This window comes from Pseudomonas sp. NBB, from assembly GCF_032701105.1.
GTDB classification, from domain to species: Bacteria; Pseudomonadota; Gammaproteobacteria; order Pseudomonadales; family Pseudomonadaceae; genus Aquipseudomonas; species Aquipseudomonas asiatica.
Window position 1 is genome coordinate 4,824,169 of sequence record NZ_CP103994.1, and the last position, 22,368, is coordinate 4,846,536.

The 22,368-nt window shown below is 62.5% G+C and carries 19 protein-coding genes and 1 pseudogene; 11 read left to right on the top strand and 9 right to left on the bottom strand.

The features are described from left to right. Positions 1–262 precede the first annotated feature (262 nt). Positions 263–1,015, bottom strand: coding sequence for a membrane protein (locus NY023_RS22320; RefSeq protein ID WP_013974024.1), 753 nt, complete (start codon positions 1,013–1,015; stop codon positions 263–265). A gap of 341 nt (positions 1,016–1,356) precedes the next feature. Here NY023_RS22320 and NY023_RS22325 point away from each other — a divergent pair, with 341 nt between their 5' ends. Together NY023_RS22325 and NY023_RS22330 are read left to right on the top strand one after the other, a co-directional pair. Next, positions 1,357–1,761 (top strand): hypothetical protein, encoded by a 405-nt coding sequence (locus NY023_RS22325; protein ID WP_003258434.1) that lies wholly within the window; start codon positions 1,357–1,359, stop codon positions 1,759–1,761. A gap of 118 nt (positions 1,762–1,879) precedes the next feature. Further along, a complete protein-coding gene (locus NY023_RS22330) occupies positions 1,880–2,485 on the top strand; it encodes a flavin reductase family protein (protein WP_013974025.1) in 606 nt (201 codons plus the stop codon). Here NY023_RS22330 and NY023_RS22335 read toward each other — a convergent pair whose 3' ends face one another. Both NY023_RS22335 and NY023_RS22340 read right to left on the bottom strand, forming a co-directional pair. Continuing rightward, on the bottom strand, positions 2,486–2,719 hold the full coding sequence (locus NY023_RS22335; RefSeq protein WP_023660990.1) for a hypothetical protein: 234 nt from the start codon (positions 2,717–2,719) through the stop codon (positions 2,486–2,488). Positions 2,720–2,801: 82 nt separating this feature from the next. Next, positions 2,802–3,095: a putative quinol monooxygenase gene (locus tag NY023_RS22340; RefSeq protein WP_003258431.1), complete on the bottom strand. Its 294-nt coding sequence runs from the start codon at positions 3,093–3,095 to the stop codon at positions 2,802–2,804. A 202-nt stretch (positions 3,096–3,297) separates the two neighbouring features. Here NY023_RS22340 and NY023_RS22345 point away from each other — a divergent pair, with 202 nt between their 5' ends. Continuing rightward, positions 3,298–4,218, top strand: coding sequence for an AraC family transcriptional regulator (locus NY023_RS22345; protein ID WP_003258430.1), 921 nt, complete (start codon positions 3,298–3,300; stop codon positions 4,216–4,218). Between the two features lie 134 nt (positions 4,219–4,352). Here the strand turns inward: NY023_RS22345 and NY023_RS22350 are convergent, their stop codons facing one another. Next, the gene (locus NY023_RS22350; RefSeq protein ID WP_013974027.1) at positions 4,353–5,990 is read right to left on the bottom strand and encodes a 5-guanidino-2-oxopentanoate decarboxylase; all 1,638 of its coding nucleotides are present in this window, start codon (positions 5,988–5,990) and stop codon (positions 4,353–4,355) included. Between the two features lie 114 nt (positions 5,991–6,104). Here NY023_RS22350 and NY023_RS22355 point away from each other — a divergent pair, with 114 nt between their 5' ends. Further along, the gene (locus NY023_RS22355) at positions 6,105–6,980 is read left to right on the top strand and encodes a LysR substrate-binding domain-containing protein (RefSeq protein ID WP_013974028.1); all 876 of its coding nucleotides are present in this window, start codon (positions 6,105–6,107) and stop codon (positions 6,978–6,980) included. A gap of 85 nt (positions 6,981–7,065) precedes the next feature. Here the strand turns inward: NY023_RS22355 and NY023_RS22360 are convergent, their stop codons facing one another. The 3 genes from NY023_RS22360 to NY023_RS22370 form a co-directional block, all read right to left on the bottom strand. After that, positions 7,066–8,019, bottom strand: a complete 954-nt coding sequence (locus tag NY023_RS22360; RefSeq protein WP_013970314.1) for an IS110 family transposase — start codon at positions 8,017–8,019, stop codon at positions 7,066–7,068. A 231-nt stretch (positions 8,020–8,250) separates the two neighbouring features. Beyond that, positions 8,251–8,865, bottom strand: coding sequence for an NAD(P)-dependent oxidoreductase (locus NY023_RS22365; protein ID WP_013974029.1), 615 nt, complete (start codon positions 8,863–8,865; stop codon positions 8,251–8,253). 27 nt (positions 8,866–8,892) lie between these two features. Continuing rightward, a complete protein-coding gene (locus NY023_RS22370) occupies positions 8,893–9,768 on the bottom strand; it encodes an MBL fold metallo-hydrolase (RefSeq protein WP_024087688.1) in 876 nt (291 codons plus the stop codon). 103 nt (positions 9,769–9,871) lie between these two features. On the opposite strand from NY023_RS22370, the gene NY023_RS22375 reads away from it, so the two are divergent. After that, complete coding sequence (locus tag NY023_RS22375) at positions 9,872–10,777, top strand: LysR family transcriptional regulator (protein WP_013974031.1); 906 nt, start codon at positions 9,872–9,874, stop codon at positions 10,775–10,777. Positions 10,778–10,802: 25 nt separating this feature from the next. On the opposite strand, the gene NY023_RS22380 is transcribed toward NY023_RS22375, so the two are convergent. Then, positions 10,803–11,672 (bottom strand): oxaloacetate decarboxylase, encoded by an 870-nt coding sequence (locus NY023_RS22380; RefSeq protein WP_003259571.1) that lies wholly within the window; start codon positions 11,670–11,672, stop codon positions 10,803–10,805. Between the two features lie 452 nt (positions 11,673–12,124). On the opposite strand from NY023_RS22380, the gene NY023_RS22385 reads away from it, so the two are divergent. After that, the gene (locus NY023_RS22385; protein ID WP_044047154.1) at positions 12,125–13,576 is read left to right on the top strand and encodes an MDR family MFS transporter; all 1,452 of its coding nucleotides are present in this window, start codon (positions 12,125–12,127) and stop codon (positions 13,574–13,576) included. 251 nt (positions 13,577–13,827) lie between these two features. Here the strand turns inward: NY023_RS22385 and ttgR are convergent, their stop codons facing one another. Next, positions 13,828–14,460 carry an efflux transport transcriptional regulator TtgR gene (gene ttgR / locus NY023_RS22390; protein ID WP_013974034.1) on the bottom strand — a complete coding sequence of 211 codons (633 nt, stop codon included), beginning with the start codon at positions 14,458–14,460 and terminating at the stop codon, positions 13,828–13,830. A gap of 258 nt (positions 14,461–14,718) precedes the next feature. Here ttgR and ttgA point away from each other — a divergent pair, with 258 nt between their 5' ends. From ttgA to NY023_RS22415, 5 genes and pseudogenes are all read left to right on the top strand, one after another. Next, positions 14,719–15,873, top strand: coding sequence for a toluene efflux RND transporter periplasmic adaptor subunit TtgA (gene ttgA, locus NY023_RS22395; protein ID WP_013974035.1), 1,155 nt, complete (start codon positions 14,719–14,721; stop codon positions 15,871–15,873). A 3-nt stretch (positions 15,874–15,876) separates the two neighbouring features. Beyond that, positions 15,877–19,029: a multidrug efflux RND transporter permease subunit TtgB gene (ttgB, locus tag NY023_RS22400; protein WP_013974036.1), complete on the top strand. Its 3,153-nt coding sequence runs from the start codon at positions 15,877–15,879 to the stop codon at positions 19,027–19,029. Continuing rightward, a complete protein-coding gene (locus NY023_RS22405) occupies positions 19,026–20,483 on the top strand; it encodes an AdeC/AdeK/OprM family multidrug efflux complex outer membrane factor (protein ID WP_013974037.1) in 1,458 nt (485 codons plus the stop codon). The genes ttgB and NY023_RS22405 overlap by 4 nt, the downstream gene beginning before the upstream one ends. 362 nt (positions 20,484–20,845) lie before the next feature. Further along, on the top strand, positions 20,846–22,102 hold the full coding sequence (locus NY023_RS22410) for an OprD family porin (protein ID WP_013974038.1): 1,257 nt from the start codon (positions 20,846–20,848) through the stop codon (positions 22,100–22,102). Positions 22,103–22,111: 9 nt separating this feature from the next. Further along, positions 22,112–22,195: pseudogene (locus tag NY023_RS22415) on the top strand (hypothetical protein); the annotation flags it as partial. Between the last annotated feature and the right edge of the window lie 173 nt (positions 22,196–22,368).

The following is a 22,368-nucleotide window of genomic DNA, read 5'->3' on the forward strand; positions in this document are numbered from 1 at the left end:
AGCTTGCGGTAATGAAGAAGGGCGCCCCGTTTTCGGGGCGCCTTTTTTCATACATGCGAATGCGTCATGCAATCCAGGTGTACGGTTTGAGGGCTCCAGCGCATGCGAGACGCACCGCGCGGACGGCGCTTGATTTCAGCAACAGCGCAAACATCAAGCCATACCTCCGAAGCCTTCTGATGAGCCGATTAGAAATCCTATTCGGCTCACAATGTGAGCCGAATAGCCCAATTAATCGGCTCACTGGTATCGGAAAGCAGGCTCAGGACATCTCCAACGCCTGACGCGGCTCACGGCGCTGGTACCAGGTGGCCATCAGCACCAGTACCAGCAACACCCCGCCCAGCACCGCCGAAGAGCCGACCGTGCCGAAGTCCAAACCGCCCTTCTCGTGGGGCTTGGTGAGGAAATCGCCCAAGGTGGCGCCGAACGGGCGGGTAAGCACGAACGCGACCCAGAACAACACCACGCCAGGGATGCGTGTCCAGTAGCGGGCCACCACTACCAAGGCGATGGCACTGCCTATCAACAGTGCGCCACCGGCAAAACCGAGCCCCGAGTCATCGGCCAGGTAATCACCCAGCGCCGTGCCGAGGGTGTTGGAAAACAGGATCGCCACCCAGTAGAACAATTCCCCCGTGCGGTTCTTGATGCGGGTGACATCCAGCGGGTTGCCGCTCAGGCGCCATACCAGGAAGGTCAGCAGCAAGATGCCGATGAGGATGGCCGAACCCGCGGCGTAGCCCAGGCCCAGGGTGCGGTCCATGAAGTCGGACATGGTGGTGCCGGCGGTGCTGGTGGAGAGGATCACCAGCCAGTACAGCATCGGGTGGTAGCGGCGCGAGTACAGCTGGCCGAGCAAGGTCAGCAGGAACACGCTGACAAGCAGCAACGAACTGAGGGCATAGCCGATGTTCAGGGTCATCGACAGCAAATCCCCCGCCGTTTCGCCAAGGGTGGTAGCGCAGATCTTCATGACCCAGAAGGCCAAGGTGATTTGCGGAAGTTTGTTCATTGTTGTGCCGCTCCGGTTTGAGGTGCGGCGATGGTGCTGAGCAGCATTTGAAAAATCGGTTGGTGATGTATGAAAAATGCGTTCAGCAGCCTTCAATGACAAATTTTTCATCCTTAACGCCCCATTAATTCCACCGCCTCAAGCTGAAATGGCTGGCAGAACGTCGGCGCATGGGCGGACACCTGAGCCAGAACCGCTGCCCGAGCCACAAGATGCATGCCAACACATATCGAACTATTCGATTTTTAAGCACTACTATTTGCGCTTTTTAATCAAATTAATCGGCGTAGGATTAAACCCATAGAAACAAAACAACCTCAAAAACCCCTGGAGCAACGACCATGAAAAACAAACTGATCCTTACCCTGGCCCTCTCGGTTTTCGCTGCTGGCGCTTTCGCCGAAGATGGCTTCAACCGCACCAACGCCCACACCTTCGCAGCGACCCAGAGCCAATCCGCTGCCTACGCTGAAGATGGTTTCGACCGTACTGGCGGCCAGCGCTTTGCTGAAGATGGCTTCGACCGCACCGGTGGCCAGCGCTTCGCTGAAGATGGCTTCGACCGCACTGGTGGTCAACGCTTCGCCGAAGACGGCTTCGACCGCACTGGTGGTCAACGCTTCGCCGAAGACGGCTTCGACCGCACTGGTGGTCAACGCTTCGCCGAAGACGGCTTCGACCGCACTGGTGGCCAGCGCTTCGCCGAAGACGGCTTCAACCGCACCAACGCCCACCGCATCAGCTGATCCCTGATGCGAGCACCCAGCCCGGCTTCGGCCGGGCTTGATCATTTTCAGGCGGGCACAGGCTTGGCACACTAGGCGCCTTGTCCACCAGGAGGTAGGGCCAGCAAGCCCAGCACAGATGTATTACTACGAACCCGCAAAAGGCCACGGCCTGCCCCACGACCCGTTCAACGCCATCGTCGGCCCCCGCCCTATCGGCTGGATCTCCTCACAGGACCGCGAAGGCCGCCTGAACCTGGCGCCCTACAGCTTCTTCAACGCCTTCAACTACATCCCGCCAATCATCGGTTTCTGCAGCGTCGGGCGCAAAGACAGCCTGAACAACATCGAGCAGACCGGCGAGTTCGTCTGGAACCTGGCCACTCGCACGTTGGCCGAGCAGATGAACCAGAGCTGCGCACCGGTTGCCGCCGAGGTAAGCGAATTCGAATTGAGCGGCCTCACCGCCACGCCATCAAGCATCGTCAATGTGCCGCGTGTTGGCGAAACCCCAGTGGCCTTCGAGTGCAAGGTCAGCCAGATCGTCCAGCTCAAGCGGGCCGACCAGGAACTGGTGCCCAGCTGGTTGATCCTGGGTGAAGTGGTGGCGGTGCACATTGCCGAGCACCTGTTGAAGAACGGTATCTACGATACCGCTGCCGCCGAGCCGATCCTGCGTGGTGGTGGCCCGGCAGACTATTTCGAGCTGGGCAACCTGTTCAAGATGGCCCGCCCACCGGCCTGATCACCAGATCAGCTCACCCTCTTCGCTGACGCCCTGCAGGCGTTGCAGCTCGGCCGTGGCCGCTTCATCGGCGGCCACGGCGCCCTGGAACACCTGGCCGTCGAGAATCTTGTGAAAGCGCGGCACACCGCCCATGCCCAGGGCCTTGACCGCGATGGCCGCGTTGTAGCCGCCACCTTCCACCGGGACCATCGCCGAAACCGCTTCGAAATACGGAAATTCCCTACGTGCCATATTGCTATCCGCTTCGTTGATCGGGGGCCGGCATTTTACCCTATTTGCCTGTACAGGCCCTATCGCCGGTACAGGCAACACCTCAATCAAAGGTATGCAGATCCAGGCTGCTGACCACCTGTTCCTGCACCAACTCACCAAACACTTCCAGTGTCGGCGAAGCAAAATAGCCACTCATCGCCTGCTGGTCCTGCCAGCTGCCACTGAGCAACCATAAATCGGCATCAGCCTGCGAACGCTGCACCGAAAAACTCAGGCAGCCCGGTGCCCGCAACGAGGGCTCGAGCAAGTCACGCAGGCGCGCGCCCAGCTCCGCCGAGCGCCCGCTGCTGGCACGGATGAAAGCAAGGTGGGTGACCGGTTGTGTCGGGGTCATTGCACAATCTCCTTGAAGCAGGCGGACGAAAAAGCCAGGCTGCCAAGGTTAGGGCCTCGCCCGCGCGACACGTTAGGCCATTACTGCACGCCGATTGCCTGATCCTGCAGCGCGGCAGGATCAGGCAATCGGCGTGCAGCTTTTGACTAGCGCCCGCCATTGCCCAAACCTATGCTGCGTCGGTCAGCAGAGGAAAGCCATCATGACCATCGCCACGTCCATCGACCCAAGCCTGGAACTGCAACGCCAGGAACTGGCCGAGCTGATCCGCCGCCACGCCGGGGAGCCTCATGGCCCGGCATCGGCCATTGATGACCTGTACCTGGTGCGCTACACCGAAAACGTGCGCTCGGTACCGACGCTGGCGCAACCCGCGCTGTGCATCCTCGCCCAGGGTAGCAAAAGCCTGTTCCTGGGTGACGAGCAGTACGCCTACGACCCGCTGCACTACATGGTGGTCTCGGTAACCTTGCCGCTTAGCGGCGTAAAGCTCGACGCCAGCCCCGAGCACCCGAGCCTTGGCCTGCGCATGGACCTGGACCCAGCCGAAATAAGCCAACTGATCGCCGAAAGCGGGCCGATGCTGGTGCCCAACCGGCCTTCCGGTCGTGGCTTGTATGTGGAGAGAACCGACGCCGCGTTGCTCGACGCCTTGCTGCGGCTGATACGCCTGCTGGACACCCCTCGCGACATCGCGATGCTGGCGCCGCTGTTCCGCCGGGAGATTCTGTACCGCCTGCTGCGCGGGCCGCAGGGCTATCGGTTGTACGAAATTGCCTTGGCCAACAGCCAGACCCACCGGGTTTGTCAGGCCATCACCTGGCTCAACCAGAACTACCAGCGGCCTTTGCGCATCGAGGATCTGGCGCGTGAAGTCAACCTCAGCACCTCGACCTTGCACCACCGGTTCAAGGCCGTGACGTCGATGAGCCCGCTGCAGTATCAGAAGCAACTGCGCCTGCAGGAGGCGCGGCGATTGATGCTCAATGACGGCCTCGAGGCAGCGGTGGCGGCCTACCGGGTGGGGTATGAAAGCCCGTCACAGTTCAGCCGTGAATACAGCCGGCTGTATGGCGCGCCGCCGATTCGTGATGTGGCCAGGTTGCGGGCGACTGCTGGCTGAGTTTGGCTTTGCCTGTGCCGGCCTCTTCGCGGGTAAACCCGCTCCCACAGGTTTTGCACAGATATTGATAACTGTGCAGTACCTGTGGGAGCGGGTTCACCCGCGAAAGGGCCGATACTGGCAATAGATTTACTTCAACCCGACACAGCTCCCTGCCACTGATTCTGGTCAACCTGGATCAAGGTCGGCCCCTTGCGCTCCACTGCCTGCCCCAACGCCACCTGCAGCTGCGCCACATCTGCCACCTGCTCCGCCGCCGCGCCCAAGGCCCGCGCCACACCGATGAAGTCTGGCGTATGGATATCCACCCCGACCGGCTCGATGGCCCGGTTGACCATGTACTTCTTTATTTCCTCGTACCCCTGGTTGTTCCACAGCAGCACGATCAACGGCACCTGCGCTTCCACCGCGCTGGCCAGCTCCGGCAAGGTGAACTGCAGACCGCCATCACCAATCAGGCACACCGCAGGGGCACGCTCACCGACCTGCTCCGCGCTGCCCAGCCAGGCGCCCATGGCCGCCGGCAATGCGTAACCCAAGGTGCCGTAGCCGGTCGAGGCATTGAACCAACGGCGTGGCTGGTCCATGTCCAGGGTCAGGTTGCCGGTGTACACCGGCTGAGTCGAATCGCCCACCAGAATGGCATTGGGCAGACGCTCAAGAATCGCACTCAGCAGACGCGTCTGGCTCAGGGTCGGCTGGTCCCAACCCGCCGCCAGTGCCTGGCGCAACTTGGCCACGCGGGTTGCCCCCCACGTGCTTTCACGCACGGGTTGCGGCAGTGGCTGCAAAGCGTCGAACAGCGCCTCGGCAGCCAATTCGGCGTCGGCCACCAGCGACAGCGTCGGCAGGTAATTGCGCACTGTCTGGTCCGCGTCGATGTCGATGCGCAACAGGGTGCCCGGGATCTCGAAACCACCTTTGAAGGTCACGTCATAGTCGGTTTCGGCCAGTTCGGTACCGATCGCCAGCACCACATCGGCCTCGGCCACCAGCGCCCGTGTGGCTGGCAGCGACTGGGTCGAGCCGATCTGCAGGGGGTGGCTGGCCGGCAGCAGCCCCTTGGCATTGATAGTCAGCGCCACCGGCGCCTGCAGGTGTTCGGCCAGGCGCGCCAGCGCAGCGCCCGCGGCCAATGCGCCGCCCCCAGCCAGGATCAATGGCCGCCGTGCATTGGCCAGGCGCTCGGCCATCTGCGCCACGGCCTGCGGCGCTGCCCCTGCCCGGCTACTGCGCACCACGCGCCCCGGCAGCAGGTGATCGGCCGGTTCGACCAGCACGTCGAGCGGGATCTCGATATGCACCGGGCGCGGTCGGGCGCCTTCGAACACGGCGAATGCCCGAGCCAGCACCTGCGGCAGGTCATCGGCACTCATCAGGGTGTGGGAAAACGCCGCCACACCCGACACCAGCGCGGCCTGGTTGGGCAACTCATGCAGCTTGCCACGGCCACCGCCCAACTGGTCGCGGGATTGCACGCTGGAAATCACCAGCATCGGGATCGAGTCGGCATAGGCCTGGCCCATGGCGGTGGTGATGTTGGTCATGCCCGGGCCGGTGATGATGAAGCACACCCCCGGTTTGCCGCGGGTCCGCGCATAGCCGTCGGCCATGAACCCGGCACCCTGCTCGTGGCGCGGGGTGACATGGCGGATGGACGAACCCGCCAGGCCGCGGTAGAGCTCCACGGTATGTACACCAGGAATGCCGAAGACATGGTCAACGCCATAGCCTTCAAGGAGTTTTACCAGTACTTCGCCGCAGGTCGCCATTGGGTTTCACCGTGAATCTTGGTTGGGTTATGCCCCTATTGGACCCAGCCACGGCTATCGCCACAATGCAAAAAAACACATACTAGCCATGTTCTGCAATCATGGCTCAGCACAATGAAACGCCTCCCGCCCCTGCCCGCCCTGCATACCTTCCTGGTCACCGCCCAGCACTGCAATTTCACCCGTGCCGGGCAGCAGCTGCATATCACCCAGGGCGCCGTCAGCCGGCAGATCGCGGCCCTCGAAGAGCATCTGGGCTATGCCTTGTTCCAGCGCCAGGCCCGTGGGTTGAGCCTGACCCGTGAAGGCCAGGACTGGCTGCCAAGGGTGCAACAGGTATTTGCGCTGATTGAACAAGGGGTGCGCGAGGTGGGTGGGCGCAGCGCTACGTTACAGCTCAAGGCACCGACCTGCGTGATGCGCTGGCTGCTGCCACGCCTGATGGAATGGCAGGCGCTACGCCCGGATGTACCGGTGGAGCTGACCACCACGGTGCAACATGGAGTGGACTTTCGCCGCGAGGGTTTCGATGCGGCGGTGGTGTATGGCGATGCGCCGAACCACGGGCTGCGCGTGCGCAAGCTGTTCGATGAGCAGTTGACGCCGGTGTGCGCGCCGTCACTGCGCGAGGGGCCGGTGCCGTTGCAGCAGGTCGAGGACCTGGCGCGACACATGCTGCTGCACCCCTCGCGGAATGAGCATGACTGGCGGTTATGGCTGCAGGCAGCCGGGGCAACGCTGGCCATTCAAGGTCCGAAGCAGCATTTCGAGACGCTGGACATGGCGATGGCCATGGCCTCGCAGGGCACCGGCGTGGCCATCGGCGACTGGTCGCTGATCGGCGATGACTTGCGCGGGGGGCGGTTGTGCATGCCGTTTGCGCTGAAGGTGATGACCGGCAAGGGGTATTACCTGGTGAGCCAGGCCAAGAGCTTGCCGCCGGGGTTGGGGGAGTTGCTGGATTGGCTGGAACACCAGGCCAGCCAGTGAGGGCCTCTTCGCGGGCACGCCCGCTCCCACAGGTACAGCACAGATTCCAAGACCTGTGCTTTACCTGTGGGAGATTCTATGGTTTTCAGCAAGCCAGTTTCGCGCCTTTAGTGACGTATTCGTCCTGATTTTTCATCAGGGCGAATGCCACCCGCGCGAGCTTTCTTGCCAGGATTACCAACGCTTGGGTTGTTGCTTTACCACTGCTCCGATGCTGTTCGTAAAGCCCTTTCCAGGCTGCCGATCTGCTGGCCGCCATCGCAGCGTTGTGCAATAAGCGACGAATTTCTGAACAACCTCGCTTGGTGAGGCGACGTCGCCCATTCTTCTGTCCGGAATCACTGACTCGTAAATCCATTCCTAGGAATGCAATGTACGAGTCACTGCTTTTGAACTCGCCCCTTGTAAAAGCCATCACCAATGCTGCGGCGGTGAGAAAACCAATGCCCTCTACTGCCTGGCAGCGAGCGACTTGTTCCTGCAGCCCAGCGTCTCGCAGTACTTCTTTAATCTTCTTTTGAATCAACTGATCCAGCCGATCTATCGACTTCACAAAAGTTTCGAAGGCGGCTTTCAAAAGGCTTTCGTTAGCCCAGCTCTGAGTCATTGCAGTACGAGCAGTCACCAAGGCGGCTCTGCGTCGCAAGAGGCTCTGAAGCTTGCCGTAGACAGCGGGAGGCGGGCTCCAAGGGCGAAGGTCCTCGCCTTCATTTTTTAAAAAACGGGACAGCAACCGAGCATCGGAGGGGTCGGTTTTAACCCGTCCCCCAACACTCTTCCGGTAGTTGCTCAATTGAAAACCATCGATGACATAGACCTCGAAGCCTAGGCTGTGGGCCAATTCAACCAGGTCCAAGTGATAGACGTTGGTCGCCTCAACAGCGATAGCGGTGTTGAGGGGTTGTTGCTTGAGCCACCTTCTGATCTCGAGTTTGGAGTTTTTGAGCCTGATGATCTCGTCGCGATCATCGTGGTGGATAACCAGCTCAGCTTTCGCGACATCCGCACCCACGATCAACTTACCTACCTGCATTGCCATGGGCCGCTCCTCACGTTATGGTTTTTCGGCTTGAAGGGGTTTCACCAAGAGGCGCTGGCTTGTTTCTATCGTCGCTTGCAAACGATGCATTCTTTATCGGCGCTTTGGTGGAAGGGGTGGGGCGATGTCTCCCACGGTCTGTACTACTGTGAACAGTCAGAATCGGGCATTTAGTCCCACCACCCCTTCAAGTCTAACCATACAAGCGGGCGTGCCCGCGAAGCAGGCGACTCAATAGCCGACAGTGAAACGCTGCCGCGAATGCGCCGGCTTTTCCAGTTCGTCGAGCATGGCAATCGCGTAATCGGCAAAGGTGATCCAGCTCTTGCCCTCCGCGCCGATCAACAGATGATCCTTGCCCAGCTTGTAATGCCCGCTGCGCTCACCTTCAACGAACTCCGCCGACGGCGACAGGAAGGTCCAGTCCAGGTTCGGCTCCCGTTGTAACGCTTCCAGGAAACGCACTCCGGCAGTGGCCTCGGCCTTGTATGCCTCGGGGAAGTCCGGGCTGTCGATCACCCGATGCCCAGACGGCAGCAAAAGGCTACCGGCCCCACCCACCACCAGCAGGCGCCTGACCCCGGCCCGTTTGACTGGCTCGATGATGGCGTGTGGCTCGATGGTCGAGAAATGCGCCGCACTCAGCACCGCATCCACACCCGCGACCGCCGCTTGCAGGGCTGCGCTGTCCTTGGCATCCAGCGCCTTGACGGTCACCCCCTCCCGCCCCTGCAACCGCGACGGGTCGCGGGCGATGGCCAGCACACTGTGGCCACGGCGCAGGGCCTCTTCCAGCAACTGGCTGCCAGCGCGGCCGGTGGCACCGATGATTGCAATCTTGCTCATGGGATACTCTCCATCAGTTGAACGGAACTACCACTTCATCTCGCCCTTGGCGACCTTGGCCCCCAGCTCCAGCGAGCTTTCATCGGCCAGGCTCGGGTAACGTCGCTTCATCGCCGCGATCAACGCACCGGCGTCTTTCGCCTGGGCGGTCTCGGCATCGAAATCACGAATGTAGTTCGCCGTGAAACGCACGGCCTGCAGCGAGCGGCTGCTGTCCCCCAGGTAATGCCCGGGTATGACCGTGCGCGGCGCCAGCGCTTCGATGTGCGCCAGGGTGCCGAGCCAGTCGGCGTGGGACTTGGCCGTTTGCGTGTCGGCCATCCATACATGAATGTTCTCCGACACCACCACGCCACCGACCACCGCCTTGATCGACGGGATCCACACAAAACTGCGGTCAGGTTGCGGGCCGTCCAGGCCGACCACCTCAAGGTCCTGCCCTTCCACCGTCAGGCGGTTGCCTTCGAGCACCTGTGGCAGCACCAGCCGCGCCGGCTTGTCCGCGCCCATCTGCGGGCCCCAGTAGGCCAGCTTGGCATCCTTGGTCTGGCGGATATGGGCAACCGTGGCGGCCGACGCCAGCACCTTGGCGTCCGGGAAGGCCTGGGTCAGGGTATCCAGGCCGAAATAGTAGTCCGGGTCGCCATGGCTGATGTAGATAGTGGTCAGCTGCTTGCCGCCTGCCCGCAGGCGCTGCACCAGTTGCTCGGCCTGGGCCTTGCCGAACTGGGCATCGACGAGGATGGCGTCGTGCTCGCCGCTGACGATCACCGAACTGACCGGGAAGATCGCCTCATGCCCGGGGTTGTAAACCTCCAGCCGCAAGGGGTCGGCAGCCAGCGCCGGGCCGGCCAGGGTCACACAGGCCAGCAGCAGGCCACGCAAGGGAGTGAAAAGAGACATCGCAAACGCCCGTCAAATGAACAATGCCCAACAGCTTAGTTGCCCAATCCGTGACAAAAAATGCGATGCTCGAACATAGTTTGTTTCTGAAACCGGGCAAATCATGGACCGTCTCAACGCCATGCGCGTTTTCGTCACCGTCGTCGACCTGGGCAGCCAGTCGGCGGCGGCGGATCATCTGCAACTGTCGCGGCCGGTGGTATCGCGCTACCTGGCAGAGCTGGAAGACTGGGTTGGCGCACGGCTGATGCAGCGCACCACACGCAAGCTCAGCCTCACCGCCGCCGGACAGGAAACCCTGCCCCGCTGCCGGCAATTGCTGGAATTGGCTGGCGACCTGCAGGCCGCGGTGCAGCAGCCGGATGACGCGCCCAAGGGCGCGCTGCGCATCAGCGTCAGCACCTCATTCGGCCAGGCCCAACTGGTGGATGCTGTGGCCGATTACGTCCGACGCTACCCTGGGGTGAAGGTGGAACTGCAGATGCTCGATCGCACGGTCAACCTGGTAGACGAGCGCATCGACCTGGCCATCCGCACCAGCAATGACCTGGACCCCAACCTTATTGCCCGGCGCCTGAGCGTATGCCGCTCGGCAGTGTGTGCGGCACCGGCCTACCTGCGCGAGCACGGCACGCCGCAACGGGTCGAGGAACTGAGCCGGCACAACTGCCTGACACATGCCTACTTCGGCCACAGCCTGTGGCATTTCGAGGTAGCCGGCCAGCAAGTCGCCGTGCCAGTGGCGGGGAACATCAGTGCCAACGAGGCGATGACACTGCAGAAGGCGGCGCTGGCCGGCGCAGGTATCGCCATGCTGCCGACCTACCAGGCAGCGCAGGCCCTGCGCCGGGGTGAACTGGTGCGCCTGCTGCCCGAAGCCAGCCCGCGCGAACTGAACCTGAATGCGGTGTACACCTCACGCAAGCACATGCCGGCGACCTTGCGCAGCATGCTGGATTTTCTTGTGCAGCGGTTCAAGGACGAACCGGAGTGGGATCAGGACTTGTAAAGCCGCTCCTACAGGAATGGCATTGTCACTCCTCGACGCTCATGTACTCCTTGGCCCAGCGGATGTAGTCCTCGGGCTGGGTGTAGGTGTGCGAGAGTTCGGTGGCGCTGAGGTTTTCCGACTTGTTCTGCTGGCCGCGCTGCAGCCGCAGGCAATCGTAGGTGGCCTTGATCGCGGCAAAGTAGGCCGCGTGACCATCGACCACGATGCGCACGCCCAGGCGTGCCAGGCGCTCGTCGTCACGCAGGTTCGGGTTGCCGTAGGTCACCAGCATCAGTGGCACCGTCAGGTGCTCGGCAATCTGCTCGAGTTGCTCGAAGTCCTTCACCCCCACCATGCAGATGCCATCGGCTCCGGCCTTCTGGTAGCTCTGGGTACGCACGATGATTTCTTCGGTGGTGAGCACGCCAGCGTTGGTCCGGGCAATGATCGACAGCGACGAATCGACCCGTGCCTCCAGCGCCGCACGGATCTTGCCGACGCCCTCTTCAACCGGGATCAGGTCGGTGGACTTGCGCCCGAACTGGGCAGGTAGCAGGGTGTCCTCGATGGTCAGGGCAGCCACGCCGGCGCGCTCCAGTTCGATGACCGTACGCATGACGTTCAGCGCGTTGCCATAGCCGTGGTCGGCGTCAGCCAGCACCGGCAGTTGTGCCACGCGACCAATACGGGTGGCCTGCTCGACGAACTCGCTGAGGGTGATCAGGGCGAAGTCCGGTGCAGCCAGTACCTGCAGCGAAGCGACGGAGCCACCGAGGATGCCGACCTCGAAGCCCAGGTCTGCGGCAATGCGTGCCGACATCGGGTCGAACACCGATGCGGTGTGATAACAGGAACCTGAAGCGAGCAGCTCGCGGAAGGCAAAACGCAGATCTTGATGGGAAGCCTTGGGCATGATCACTCCGCAAAATAAGTTGAAATTCGAACGGTAACTACCGACCCCTGTAATCGGGTCTACCTGGCCTGTTCCAACCGTCGCCATCTGGGCGGTCATGCTCGACATGCAGGCAGAGGAATAAAAGGTGTGGGAGACAGCGGCGCAAAAACCTGCGGCATAATGTTGCACCAAGCTGGTGCAAACCCCCGATTTTCGGCCTCTGTGGCATACCAACGATATCACGCAGCCATGCAGCACTGAATGAATGCGCCAATGCCGATCTTGCATAGGGGATGCAGATAGTGGATAGGAAGCTACCTAACTCAGGTTACAATTCGGGGACTTCATGCTGGCCTCTTCGCGGGTAAACCCGCTCCCACAGGGACCGCGCCGTCCTCAGGAGCGACACCGGACCTGTGGGAGCGGGTTTACCCGCGAAGAAGGCCGCCACCGTCATACAAGGTATCCCCGTGACCGCCGCCCTGCCCCCCACCACCCTGCGCAACGTGCTCACCGCCCTGATGCTGGCGATCTTCCTCGGCGCCCTGGACCAGACCATCGTTGCCGTCTCGCTGCCGGCGATCTCGGCGCAGTTCAACGATGTCGGCCTGCTGGCCTGGGTCATCTCCGGCTACATGGTGGCGATGACTGTCGCCGTGCCGATCTACGGCAAGCTGGGCGACCTGTACGGAAGGCGCCGGATGATCCTCACCGGCATCAGCCTGTTCACCCTGGCCTCGATCGCCTGCGCCCTGGCCCAGGACATGCAACAGCTGGTGCTGGCCCGGGTACTGCAGGGCATTGGTGCCGGTGGCATGGTCTCGGTGAGCCAGGCGATCATCGGCGACTTCGTCCCCCCACGGGAGCGCGGCCGCTACCAGGGATACTTCAGCAGCATGTACGCGGTGGCCAGTGTCGCCGGCCCGGTGCTGGGCGGTTGGTTGACCGAATACCTGTCATGGCGCTGGGTGTTCTGGATCAACCTGCCACTGGGGCTGGTTGCACTGTGGGCGATCCGCCGCGCCCTCGGCGGCATGCCGGTGCAGCGCCGCGAGGCGCAGGTGGATTACCTGGGTGCCGTTTTGCTGATTCTCGGCCTGGGTAGCCTGTTGCTGGGCATTACCCTGGTCGGCCAGGGCCACGCCTGGGTCGACCCGGCTGTGCTGGCCTTGTTCGCCTGCGCCGCGCTGGGCTTGATGCTGTTCATTGCCCATGAGCGCCGCTGCCCGGAGCCGCTGCTGCCGCTCAGCCTGTTCGGCAATCGCGTGGCGGTGCTGTGCTGGGGCGTGATCTTCTTCGCAAGCTTCCAGTCGATCTCCCTGACCATGCTCATGCCGTTGCGCTACCAGGGCATCACCGGTGCCGGCGCCGACAGTGCTGCCCTGCACCTCCTGCCGCTGGTGATGGGGCTGCCCATGGGTGCCTTCACCGGCGGGCGCATGACCAGCCTGACCGGGCGCTACAAGCCGCAGATCCTGGCCGGCGCACTGCTGATGCCACTGGCCATTTTCGCCATGGCGCTGACCCCGCCGCAGTCGGTCTTGCTCAGTGCACTGTTCATGCTGCTGACCGGCATCGCTTGCGGGCTGCAGTTCCCGACCTCGCTGGTAGGCACGCAAAGCGCGGTGGACAGCAAGGACATCGGCGTGGCCACCAGCACCACCAACCTGTTCCGCTCGCTGGGTGGGGCCATGGGAGTGGCGTGCATGTCCAGCCTGCTGCTGGCGCTGCTGCACCAGGGCGGGTTCGAGTCGCTGGGTAATCCGTTGCTGGGGAGCCTGAAGGCCGGAGAAGTGGACCTGGTGACACAGGGGCGGTTGCTGGAGACGTTCCAGCATTTGCTGATGGGGAGTGCCGGGGTAGCTGTGCTGGGACTGTTTGCAGCGCTTGCATTGCCCGACCGGCAACTGCGTGGACGCTGAAGTCGGCCGCACCGTTGTGTGGGCTGCTGCCTTGCTGCAAACCTGCATCTTGTGCGATCCCTGTGGGAGCGGGTTCACCCGCGAAGAAGGCAGCGCGGTGAATGGCACCGGCTTCGCCGGTGTTCGCGGGTAAACCCGCTCCCACAGAGATCTCGGCGCGCCGGCAGAACCTGCACAGCTGAGCATTCCGAGAGCATTAATCCCCCCTTAACACAAAGGGGTAACACTCCCTCACAATCCTTAACAAAGTGTCATTTGCGCAGAGCCGGGCTCAAGCGCAGCATATCCAGCCCGGTGTCGACCCATTTTTCGACATCCTTCAACAAATCGACACTGTCAGGCAGCAACAGCCAGCGCCCGATCAGGCCATCGACATAGGCGAACATGGCCACGGCCGCGCGCTCGACATCAAGCTCGCCTGGCAACTGGCCCCGGCGCACGGCATTGGCCAACGCCAGGGTGATGCCCTTGTGGCAATCCAGCACAGCAGCCTGGCGCTGCTGGCGAATTTCACACATGTCATCGGTGAACTCGCACTTGTGATGCAGGATTTCGTTGATACGCCTGGTTCGGGCATCGAGCACCAGCTCGTTGAACACTTGCAGCAACAGCTTGCGCATGCAGCCAAGCGGGTCCACTTCGTCCTCGCTTTCGCTCGCCCGCGCCAGGTGGTCATGGGTTTCATGCAGGCTGTCGAGCAACGCCTGCACCAACTCGGCCTTGTTGTTGAAGTGCCAGTAGATCGCTCCTCGCGTCACACCCGCCAGTTCGGCGATGTCGGCCAGGGTGGTTCGCGCAACCCCGCGCTTGTAGAAGGCCTTTTCCGCCGCCTCGATGATCTGGGCGCGGGTTTCCTGGGCTTCTTCTTTGGTTCGACGGACCATGGCAGTACAAACCTCATCTGCCCCGAACGCGCGGCGCGTGCGGGTAACACTCCGGGGGCACCTCTGCAGGGTGCCTCGCGGGGGAGCTAATCAAGAGCTGTGGCAGTACCCGAGTACAACCCAGCGGTATTTACAAACAACCATGAATGTAAGTATATTCCTTAGCAAGCTATTTATCCACCGGATAGCAATTTTTCCAGATCAAGACTCTTCCATTACTCTTGAGCGTCTCCCAGCTCCAGCGACCCGAGGATCCTCATGCAATTCAAGCCAGCCGTTACCGCTCTGGTTTCCGCCGTCGCCCTGGCAACCCTGCTCAGTGGCTGTAAGAAAGAAGAAGCAGCGCCAGCGGCGCAGGCTCCTCAGGTCGGCGTCGTGACCATCCAGCCCCAAGCCTTCACCCTGACCTCGGAATTGCCGGGGCGTACCACTGCCTACCGCGTCGCCGAAGTGCGCCCGCAGGTCAACGGCATCATCCTCAAGCGCCTGTTCAAGGAAGGCAGTGAGGTCAAGGAAGGCCAGCAGCTGTACCAGATCGACCCTGCCGTGTACGAAGCCAACCTGGCCAATGCCCAGGCCAACCTGCAGGCCACCCGCTCGCTGGCCGAGCGCTACAAGCAGCTGATCGACGAACAGGCTGTCTCCAAGCAGGAATACGACGACGCCAATGCCAAACGATTGCAGGCCGAGGCTTCGCTCAAAAGCGCGCAGATCGACCTGCGCTACACCAAGGTCCTGGCACCGATCAGCGGCCGTATCGGCCGTTCTTCGTTCACCGAAGGTGCACTGGTGAGCAATGGCCAGGCCAACGCCATGGCCACCATCCAGCAACTCGACCCGATCTACGTCGACGTCACCCAGTCCACCGCCGAACTCCTCAAGCTGCGCCGTGACCTGGAAAGCGGCCAGCTGCAGAAGGCCGGCGACAACGCCGCCTCGGTGCAGCTGGTGCTGGAAGACGGCAGCCTGTTCAAGCAGGAAGGCCGCCTGGAGTTCTCCGAAGTCGCGGTCGACGAGACCACCGGCTCGGTCACCCTGCGCGCCCTCTTCCCCAACCCCGACCACACCCTGCTGCCAGGCATGTTCGTGCATGCGCGGCTCAAGGCCGGGGTCAACGCCAACGCCATCCTGGCCCCGCAACAGGGCGTGACCCGCGACCTGAAAGGCGCACCGACCGCGCTGGTGGTCAACCAGGAGAACAAGGTCGAACTGCGCCAGCTCAAGGCCAACCGTACCCTGGGCAGCGATTGGCTGATCGAGGAAGGCCTGAACCCGGGTGACCGCCTGATCACCGAAGGGCTGCAGTACGTGCGCCCGGGCGTCGAGGTCAAGGTCAGCGAAGCCACCAACGTCAAGAAGCCGGCCAGCCCTGTTCAGGCCAACGCGGCGAAAGCAGACGCCAAAGCGGAGTAAACCATGTCGAAGTTCTTTATCGATCGCCCGATCTTCGCCTGGGTGATCGCCTTGGTGATCATGCTGGTCGGCGCCTTGTCGATCCTGAAGCTGCCGATCAACCAGTACCCCAGCATCGCGCCGCCGGCCATCGCCATCGCCGTGACCTACCCGGGCGCCTCGGCGCAAACCGTGCAGGACACCGTGGTACAGGTGATCGAGCAGCAGCTCAACGGTATCGACAACCTGCGTTATGTGTCGTCGGAAAGTAACTCCGACGGCAGCATGACCATTACCGCCACCTTCGAGCAGGGCACCAACCCAGACACCGCGCAGGTGCAGGTGCAGAACAAGCTGAACCTGGCCACCCCGCTGCTGCCGCAGGAAGTGCAGCAGCAAGGTATCCGCGTCACCAAGGCAGTGAAGAACTTCCTGCTGGTGATCGGCCTGGTGTCCGAAGACGGCAGCATGACCAAGGACGACCTGGCCAACTACATCGTCTCCAACATGCAGGACCCGATCTCGCGTACCGCGGGTGTGGGTGACTTCCAGGTGTTCGGTGCGCAGTACGCCATGCGTATCTGGCTCGATCCGGCCAAGCTGAACAAGTTCCAGCTGACCCCGGTCGACGTCAAGACCGCCGTGGCCGCGCAGAACGTGCAGGTATCCTCCGGCCAGCTCGGTGGCCTGCCGGCCATGCCGGGTACCCAGCTGAACGCCACCATCATCGGCAAGACCCGCCTGCAGACTGCCGAGCAGTTCGAGAAGATCCTGCTCAAGGTCAACAGCGACGGTTCGCAGGTGCGTCTGGGTGATGTCGCCCAGGTTGGCCTGGGTGGTGAAAACTATGCCGTCAGCGCCCAGTTCAACGGCAAGCCGGCCTCCGGCCTGGCAGTTAAACTGGCTACCGGTGCCAACGCCCTGGACACCGCCAAGGCCCTGCGCCAGACCATCGCCGACCTGGAACCGTTCTTCCCGCCTGGGGTGAAAGCGGTATTCCCGTATGACACCACCCCGGTGGTCACCGAATCGATCAGTGGCGTTATCCACACCCTGATCGAAGCCGTGGTCCTGGTGTTCCTGGTGATGTACCTGTTCCTGCAGAACTTCCGCGCCACCATCATCACCACCATGACCGTACCGGTTGTGTTGCTGGGTACCTTCGGCATTCTTGCCGCTGCCGGCTTCAGCATCAACACCCTGACCATGTTCGCCATGGTCCTGGCCATCGGCTTGCTGGTGGACGACGCCATCGTCGTGGTGGAGAACGTCGAGCGGGTGATGTCCGAGGAAGGCTTGCCGCCCAAGGAAGCGACCAAGCGCTCGATGGAGCAGATCCAGGGTGCCCTGGTGGGTATCGCCCTGGTGCTGTCGGCAGTACTGCTGCCCATGGCGTTCTTCGGCGGCTCCACGGGTGTGATCTATCGGCAGTTCTCCATCACCATCGTCTCGGCCATGGGCCTGTCGGTGCTGGTGGCGCTCATCTTCACCCCGGCCCTGTGCGCCACCATGCTCAAGCCGCTGAAGAAGGGCGAGCACCATGTGGCCAAGCGTGGCTTCTTTGGCTGGTTCAACCGCAACTTCGACCGCAGCGTAACCGGCTACGAGCGCAGCGTGGGCACCATCCTGCGCAACAAGGTACCGTTCCTGCTGGCCTACGCGCTGATCGTGGTCGGCATGATCTGGCTGTTCGCCCGCATCCCTACCGCGTTCCTGCCGGAAGAAGACCAGGGCGTATTGTTTGCCCAGGTACAGACCCCGGCCGGCTCCAGTGCCGAGCGCACCCAAGTGGTGGTCGACCAGATGCGTGAGTACCTGCTCAGCGAAGAGGCCGACACCGTGGCTTCGGTTTTCACCGTCAACGGCTTCAACTTCGCCGGCCGTGGCCAGAGCTCGGGTATGGCATTCATCATGCTCAAGCCGTGGGATGAACGCTCCAAGGAAAACAGCGTGTTCGCCCTTGCCCAGCGTGCCCAGCAGCACTTCTTCACCTTCCGCGATGCGATGGTGTTCGCCTTTGCCCCGCCTGCGGTGCTCGAACTGGGTAACGCCACCGGCTTCGACGTGTTCCTGCAGGACCGCGGCGGTGTCGGCCATGCCAAGCTGATGGAAGCGCGCAACCAGTTCCTGGCCAAGGCCGCGCAGAGCAAGATCCTCAGCGCCGTGCGCCCGAACGGCCTGAACGACGAGCCGCAGTACCAGCTGACCATTGATGACGAGCGTGCCAGCGCCCTGGGCGTGACCATCGCTGACATCAACAACACCCTGTCGATTGCCTTGGGTGCCAGCTACGTCAACGACTTCATCGACCGTGGCCGGGTCAAGAAGGTGTACATCCAGGGCGAGCCGAACGCGCGGATGAGCCCGGAAGACCTGCAGAAGTGGTACGTGCGCAATGGCGCCGGCGAAATGGTGCCGTTCTCCTCCTTCGCCAAGGGCGAATGGACCTACGGTTCGCCGAAGCTGTCGCGTTACAACGGCGTCGAGGCAATGGAAATCCTCGGTGCTCCGGCCCCGGGCTACAGTACCGGTGAAGCCATGGCCGAGGTCGAGCGCATTGCTGGCGAATTGCCAAGCGGCATCGGCTTCTCCTGGACCGGCATGTCCTACGAGGAAAAACTCTCCGGTTCGCAGATGCCGGCACTGTTCGCCCTCTCGGTACTGTTCGTGTTCCTGTGCCTGGCAGCCCTGTACGAAAGCTGGTCGATCCCGATCGCCGTGGTACTGGTAGTACCGCTGGGTATCATCGGTGCCCTGATCGCCACCAGCATGCGCGGGTTGTCCAACGACGTATACTTCCTGGTCGGCCTGTTGACCACCATCGGCCTGGCGGCGAAAAACGCCATTCTGATCGTCGAGTTCGCCAAGGAACTGCACGAACAAGGCCGCAGCCTGTACGACGCGGCGATCGAGGCGTGCCGCATGCGTCTGCGCCCGATCATCATGACCTCGCTGGCGTTCATCCTCGGCGTGGTACCGTTGACTATCGCCAGCGGCGCCGGCGCCGGCAGCCAGCACGCCATCGGTACTGGTGTGATCGGCGGCATGATCAGTGCGACCGTGCTGGCTATCTTCTGGGTACCACTGTTCTTCGTCGCAGTGTCGTCACTGTTCGGCAGCAAAGAGCCGGAAAAAGACGTCACCCCTGAAACTCCACGTTATGAGGCTGGGCAATGACCAAGTCTTTGTTGTCCCTGGCAGTAACCGCTTTCATTCTTGGCGGCTGCTCGCTGATCCCTGACTACCAGACCCCGGAATCGCCGGTGGCTGCGCAGTGGCCGCAAGGCCCGGCTTACTCGCCGACGCAGTCGGCGGAGGTTGCCGCCGCCGAACAGGGCTGGCGTCAGTTCTTCCACGACCCGGCCCTGCAGCAGCTGATCCAGACCGCGCTGGTGAACAACCGCGACCTGCGCGTTGCCGCGTTGAACATCGACGCCTACCGTGCGCAGTACCGCATCCAGCGTGCCGACCTGTTCCCTGCGGTTTCGGCCAACGGTAGCGGCAGCCGCCAGCGCGTACCGGCGAACATGTCGCAGACGGGCGAAGCGGGCATCACCAGCCAGTACTCGGCCACCCTGGGCGTCAGCGCCTATGAGCTGGACCTGTTCGGCCGCGTGCGCAGCCTGACCGAGCAGGCCCTGGAAACCTACTTGTCCAGCGAGCAGGCGCGTCGCTCCACGCAGATCAGCCTGGTGGCCAGCGTGGCCAACGCCTACTACACCTGGCAGGCCGACCAGGCGCTGTTCAAGCTGACCGAAGAAACGCTGAAGACCTACGAGGAAAGCTACAACCTCACCCGCCGCAGCAACGAAGTCGGCGTAGCCTCGGCGCTGGACGTCAGCCAGGCGCGTACCGCCGTGGAAGGCGCCCGGGTCAAGTACTCGCAGTACCAGCGCCTGGTCGCCCAGGACGTCAACAGCCTGACCGTGCTGCTGGGCACCGGCATTCCCGCCGACCTGGCCAAGCCGCTGGAGCTCAATGCCGACCAACTGGCCGAAGTACCGGCCGGCCTGCCGTCGGACATCCTCCAGCGTCGCCCGGACATCCAGGAAGCCGAGCATCTGCTCAAGGCCGCCAATGCCAACATTGGCGCGGCCCGCGCAGCGTTCTTCCCGAGCATCAGCCTGACCGCCAATGCCGGCAGTCTGAGCCCCGACATGGGCCACCTGTTCTCGGGCGGCCAGGGCACCTGGCTGTTCCAGCCGCAGATAAACCTGCCGATCTTCAACGCCGGCAGCCTGAAGGCCAGCCTGGACTACTCGAAGATTCAGAAGGACATCAACGTCGCCAAGTACGAAAAGACCATCCAGACCGCTTTCCAGGAAGTCTCCGATGGCCTGGCGGCGCGCAAGACCTTCGAAGAGCAGCTGCAGGCGCAACGCGACCTGGTGCAGGCGAACCAGGACTACTACCGCCTGGCCGAACGCCGCTATCGCATCGGTATCGACAGCAACCTGACCTTCCTCGACGCCCAGCGCAACCTGTTCAGCGCCCAGCAGGCACTGATCGGCGACCGCTTGTCGCAGCTGACCAGCGAGGTCAACCTGTACAAGGCGCTTGGCGGTGGCTGGTACGAGCAGACCGGGCAGGCCAACAACCAGCAGGCAGCTGTGGAAGCACCGAAGAGCTGATCAGCCCTGTTACAGCAAAGAGCCCACCTTTAACGGTGGGCTTTTTGTTTGTCGGTTGCCTGTACAGGCCTCTTCGCGGGTAAACCCGCTCCCACAATGTTTTGCATAAATGCTGAAGGCTGTGCAGTACCTGTGGGTGCGGGTTTACCCGCGAAGAGGCCAGTGCAGGAGAACAATTAACCAACCAGAACATTCCGTTCGATTATCGCCCGCTTCCGCTTGTGGCGAATTGCCTCACCCCCGCCACACCCCGCAACATCCTCCCACGCAACGTTGCCCCGGTTCATCCCAAAAGACCCGCACCTGCAGGCCGCATCCTGCAGCGTACCGGCTCGCCCATAAAAACAAGAGATCCACGACAGATGAGCACTTTGCAACCCGCACGCCAGCTGCTGCCCGGCCTGTTGGCCATGTCCTGCGCACTCCCAGTGTTCGCCGCCGACCAAGGTGGTTTCCTGGAGGACGCGAAGGCCACCCTCAACCTGCGAAACTTCTACATCAACCGCAACTTCGTCGACCCGGCCCATCCGCAGGCCAAGGCCGAAGAGTGGACGCAGAGCTTCATCCTCGACGCCCGCTCCGGCTTTACCCAGGGCACCGTCGGTTTCGGCGTGGACGTACTGGGCCTATATTCGGTCAAGCTCGATGGCGGCAAAGGCACCACCAATACCCACCTGCTGCCGGTGCACGACGATGGCCGCCCCGCCGATGACTTCGGCCGCCTGGGCGTGGCACTGAAAGCCAAGCTGTCCAAAACCGAGCTGAAAGTGGGCGAGTGGATGCCGGTACTGCCGATCCTGCGCTCGGACGATGGCCGCTCGCTGCCGCAGACCTTCCGCGGCGGCCAGCTGACCTCGAAGGAAATCGCCGGCCTGACCCTGTACGCCGGCCAGTTCCGCGGCAACAGCCCGCGCAACGACGCCAGCATGGAAGACATGTCGATGAACGGCAAGGCAGCGTTCACCTCCGACCGTTTCAACTTTGGCGGCGGCGAATACACCTTCAACGACAAGCGCACCATGATCGGCCTGTGGAATGCCCAGCTCAAGGATATCTACCGCCAGCAGTACCTCAACCTGGTGCACAGCCAACCCTTGGGCGACTGGACCCTGGGCGCCAACCTGGGCTACTTCATCGGCAAGGAAGACGGCGCCGAACGCGCCGGCGAACTGGACAACCGCACGGCCTCGGCCATGCTCTCCGCGCGCTACCAGGGCCACACCTTCTACGTCGGCCTGCAGAAAGTCAGCGGCGACGACGCCTGGATGCGGGTGAACGGCACCAGTGGCGGCACCCTGGCAAACGACAGCTACAACTCCAGCTTCGACAACGCCAAGGAGCGCTCCTGGCAGGTGCGCCATGACTTCAACTTCGCCACCGTCGGCGTGCCAGGCCTGACCCTGATGAACCGCTACATCAAGGGTGACAACGTCACCGCAGGCGGCGTGGACGATGGCAAGGAATGGGCGCGGGAAACCGAATTGGCCTATGTGGTGCAGTCGGGCAGCTTCAAGGACCTGTCGGTGAAGTGGCGCAACTCCACCATGCGCCGGGACTTCAGCACCAACTCGTTCGATGAGAACCGGTTGATCGTGAGTTACCCGCTGAATCTGCTTTGAATTCTTCGCGGCTGCCCCCTGGTCGACCGCGCCAGCAAAGCCCTGCCGCCCACCCCAGAAGGCCTGGTGGTGCTGCAACATGCCCGGCGCCTGGATATACCAGTGCGGGCTGCTGCCATTCGCTGAGCTGATGATGGTGGCGGGGGCGGGCTATCCTGAGCTATATCGGTCGCCTGTACCGGCCCTTTCGCGGGTAAACCCGCTCCCACAGGTCCAGCGCAGCCCTCAGGAGTTGTGGTGACCCTGTGGGAGCGGGTTTACCCGCG